General features: G+C 75.9%; 4 protein-coding genes and 1 pseudogene. 2 read left to right on the forward strand and 3 right to left on the reverse strand.

All coding sequences use genetic code 11. From position 1 onward, the window contains the following. A pseudogene (locus AB0C69_RS39345) lies at positions 1-95 on the reverse strand (hypothetical protein); the annotation flags it as partial. Between the two features lie 20 nt (positions 96-115). On the opposite strand from AB0C69_RS39345, the gene AB0C69_RS39350 reads away from it, so the two are divergent. Together AB0C69_RS39350 and AB0C69_RS39355 are read left to right on the forward strand one after the other, a co-directional pair. Further along, positions 116-910, forward strand: coding sequence for a methyltransferase domain-containing protein (locus AB0C69_RS39350; protein ID WP_360361312.1), 795 nt, complete (start codon positions 116-118; stop codon positions 908-910). Then, positions 907-2,250, forward strand: a complete 1,344-nt coding sequence (locus AB0C69_RS39355) for a chromosome condensation regulator RCC1 (RefSeq protein ID WP_360361315.1) — start codon at positions 907-909, stop codon at positions 2,248-2,250. Before AB0C69_RS39350 ends, AB0C69_RS39355 begins: the two co-directional genes overlap by 4 nt. A 13-nt stretch (positions 2,251-2,263) precedes the next feature. Here AB0C69_RS39355 and AB0C69_RS39360 read toward each other — a convergent pair whose 3' ends face one another. Beyond that, positions 2,264-3,106, reverse strand: coding sequence for a hypothetical protein (locus tag AB0C69_RS39360; protein WP_353835690.1), 843 nt, complete (start codon positions 3,104-3,106; stop codon positions 2,264-2,266). Between the two features lie 93 nt (positions 3,107-3,199). Then, positions 3,200-3,909 (reverse strand): hypothetical protein (locus tag AB0C69_RS39365; protein ID WP_360361318.1); only part of this gene is annotated, 710 nt, incomplete at its 5' end.

A 3,909-nucleotide genomic window follows, 5' to 3' on the forward strand; every position in this document is an offset into this window, starting at 1 on the left:
CCGATCAGCATCGAGCCGGTGTCGCCCATGAAGATCTTGGCCGGGCTGAAGTTGTGCGGCAGGAAGCCCGCGCACATGCCGAACAGGACCGCGGCAGAGCGGGCCGCAGGACCCGGTGCTCGTCGCCCCCGTCCGCGGCTCCGACCAGTACCAGATCCTCGACGGCCACCACCGGCTCGCCATCGCCGCGATGAGCGGCGCCGACGGCGCCAACGTCGTCGCCAAGTGGCTGCCCGTCACCACGCCCCTGCAGGACCTCCTGCTGAAGATGAGCTGGCTCGACGGCACCCACGAGCTCTACCAGCCGATCGACGCGCCCGAACTGAGGACCGGCTGGACGACCGTCCGGCAGTGCACCGACCGGCTCGCGAAGATGGACGCGTTCCTCGCCGAGCGCGGCATCGCCGGGGGCCGCTACCTGGACGTCGCGAGCTGCTACGGCTGGTTCGTCGCGAAGATGGCCGAGCGCGGCTTCGACGCCGAGGGCATCGAGCGCGACCCGCTGGCCGTCCCGCTCGGCCAGGCCGTCTACGGGCTCCCGGACGGCGCCGTCTCCACCGGCGACTGCGTCGACTTCCTTGGCGGGCACGACGCCGGCCGCTGGGACGTGGTGTCCTGCTTCAGCCTCCTGCACCACTTCGTCCTCGGCCGCGGCTCGGTGAGCGCCGAGGAGCTGATCCGGCTGCTGGACCGCGCCACCGGCCGGGTCCTGTTCTTCGACACCGGCCAGGACAACGAGGCGTGGTTCGCCGAGTCGCTGCGCGGCTGGGACCCCGCCCGCGTCGCGGCGTTCCTGCGGGAGAACACCGGATTCGACGAGATCGTCGACCTCGGGCCCGACGACGACGCCCAGCCGCCCTACGAGGACAACTACGGCAGGCACCTGTTCGCCTGCGTCCGCTCGGCGTGACCCACCGGAGGCGACCGGAGGCGCGCCGCCCGGTCGCCGCGCTCATCGCCCTCCCGGCGCTCCTCGCGGCGGCGGCGTGCGGCGGGTCGCCCGCTCCCGCGAGCGTGCCGCGCGCCTCCCCGCCGCCCGCCGCGGGCTCCGCCGGCGCGCGCAGCGGCACCGTGTGGACGAGCGGGTTCAACTCCGACGGGCAGCTCGGCCGGCCGGGGCCGGCCGCCGACCCCCGGCTCGCCCCCGTCACCGGCGTCGGCGGCCGGGGGCGGCTCGACCGGGTCGTGGCCGTCGCCGGGGGCGCCCGCCACTCGCTGGCCGTCCTCGACGGCGGGCAGGTCGTCGCGTGGGGCGCCAACGGCGACGGCCAGCTCGGCGACGGCACCACCCGCGGCAGCGGCGTGCCCGTGCGCGTCCGCGCGCCGGACGGGCGGCCCGGCCGGCTGGACGACGCCGTCGCGGTCGCCGCCAACAACGACTTCTCCATGGCGCTGCGCCGCGACGGCACCGTGGTGACCTGGGGCGAGGGATCGTCCGGCCAGCGCGGCACCGGCGAGCGCACCACCCCTCCCGTCCCGACGACCGTGCGCGCGCCGGACGGGCGCGGCGCGCTCACCGGCGTCACGGCGATCGCCGCGGACGGGCACACCGAGCTGGTGCTGCGCGGTGACGGGCAGGTGCTCGCCTGGGGCGCCAACGCGGGCGGCATGGTCGGCGACGGCACCCGCGAGGACCGGGCCCTGCCCGTCCCGGTGCGCGGGCTGGGCGGCGCCGCGCGGCTGGACGGCGCCGTCCGCATCGCGATCGGCGGCCAGCACGGGCTGGCGCTGCTGCGGGACGGGCGGGTCGCGTCATGGGGCCGCAACGAGCTCGGCCAGCTCGGCGACGGCACGCGCCAGGACCGGCTCACGCCCGTCCTCGTCTCGGGGGTGGGCGGCGAGGGCGTCCTCGACGGCGTCACCGCGGTCGCCTCGGCGGAGAAGCACAACTACGCGCTCCGCGGGGACGGCACCATCGTCGCCTGGGGCAACAACACCGCCGGCCAGCTCGGCGACGGCACGGTGAAGCCGCGGACCGCCCCGGTCACCGTCGTCGGGCGCAGCGCCCCGAAGCTGCGCGGCGCCGCCCGCGTGTTCGCCGGGGAGGCCTACGGCGCGGCGATCCTGGCCGACGGGACGCTGCTGACGTGGGGCGCGGGCGGCAGCGGCCAGCTCGGCTCGGGGAAGAGGGCGCCCCGCAGCCGTCCCGGCACGGCGCTGACGGCCGCGGGCACGGTGCCGGCCGACGCCCTGTCGGTGGGCGTCGGCGAGCGCCACCTGATCCTGCTGCTGGGCTCCGGAGCGCCGTAGCCCTCCGGAGCCTTCAGGACTCCTTGGGCGGTTCCGGCCTGGCGTCGCCGGGCCGGGGACCGTCCACCGGGGGCTGGGGCGCGGGAGGCTGGGCTCCGGGCGCGGGAGGCGCGGCGGCCGCGCCCGGGGCTCCGGTCCCGCCTGCGGGAGCGGGGGTCGCGGAGCGGCGGCGCCACAGCAGGAACCCGCCGCCGGCGGCCGCCACGGCCACCACCCCGGCGCCGCCGAGCACGTACGGCATGGGCGATCCGTCGTCCTTCGGGGGCTCGTATCCGGCGGCGGGAACGGTCGGCTGCGACTGGGCGAGCGTGCGCTCCTCCTGCTCCTGCTGCTTGACCGACGCCTCCGGCGCGGGCTTGCCGTTGTTGCCGCGCTTGCCGGGCTTCGGCGGCGCGTACTTCGACTCCGGGAGCGTCTGCACGAAGCGCAGCAGCGCCAGGTCGGGCTTGCCCTTGCTGCCCTTCACGGCCCCGTCGTAGATGGACTTCACCCGGGCGCCCGGCAGCGCCGTGGAGGACACCCGGAGCTGGTCGCCCGCCAGCACCGCGTAGGTGCCCTTCCGCTTCATCAGGCCCGGCAGCCGGCCGAGGACCTGTCCGGGGTCGTTCCCGGGCGGCAGGATCGCGATGAACACCGCGACGGACCGGCCCTGCGCGCTGCGGAGCAGTTCCTGCGCGCCGTCCGACTGGTAGTACTTGGCGTGGGAGTCGACGTAGTAGCCGCTCTCGCTGATGCCCTCGGCGACCGCGTCGAGGTCGACGCCCGCGAAGGCGGGCGCGGCGGTCATTCCGAACGCCGGCACGAGGGCCAGCGCCAGCGTCCCGGACGCGACGATGCGGCGGGAGAAGTGGTTCACGGAAGAGGCTCCTTCAACGCTGGGATGGCCATCGACATTACCGGCGCCACTTGGGGAAAGGTGGCCAAAGCAGGGGAATCGGCATCGCCGCGGTCAGATGCCGCGGCCTCGGGTGTGCAGGGCCAGCAGGACGCGTTTGCCGGACACGACCCCCGACGCCACGGCCAGCGCGAACGGGACGCGGCGCTCGGCCGGGTTCGCCCTGAGGGCGCGCGCCGACCAGCGCAGCGCGTCCCTGCGGCGGCCCACGGTCGCGCAGCCGAAGGCGAGCTGCCCGTAGACGCGCCCGGCCGCGCCCGGCTCCTCGCCGATCTCCGGATAGTGCTCCAGGAACCACTCCAGCGCGGCGACCTTCGTCTCCCACGCCTGCGCGTAGTAGGACGTCAGCCCCCACAGGACCCGGACGTACGGCTCGTCCACGTTCACCACCGGGTGGCGGCGGGCGGCGCGGAGCGCGAGGTCCCAGTCCTCGCCCTGGCTGCCGGGGATCGTCTCGTCCACCATGCCGATCTCGATGAGCGGTTCGCGGCGCGCCACGTAGGTGGAGGAGTGGACGCTCATCATCCGGTCGCGGATCAGGGCGTCGTAGGTCACCCGGTCCGTCCCGGCCAGCCGGGGCAGCTCCCGCCCGTCGAAGTCGATCAGGATGCCGGAGCTGCACAGCACGGCGTCCGGCTCGCTCTCCAGGGCCTTCACCTGCGCGGCGAGCTGTGCCGCGCCGGGGGCTGACGCCCCGGTCGGGGCGCGGATGATCGCCGTCGTCCCGCGGAGGGGGAGGGGGAGGCTCGACCTTCCCCTCTGTA

The sequence above is a fragment of the Actinomadura sp. NPDC048032 genome, from assembly GCF_040653175.1.
Lineage (GTDB): Bacteria > Actinomycetota > Actinomycetes > Streptosporangiales > Streptosporangiaceae > Spirillospora > Spirillospora verrucosospora.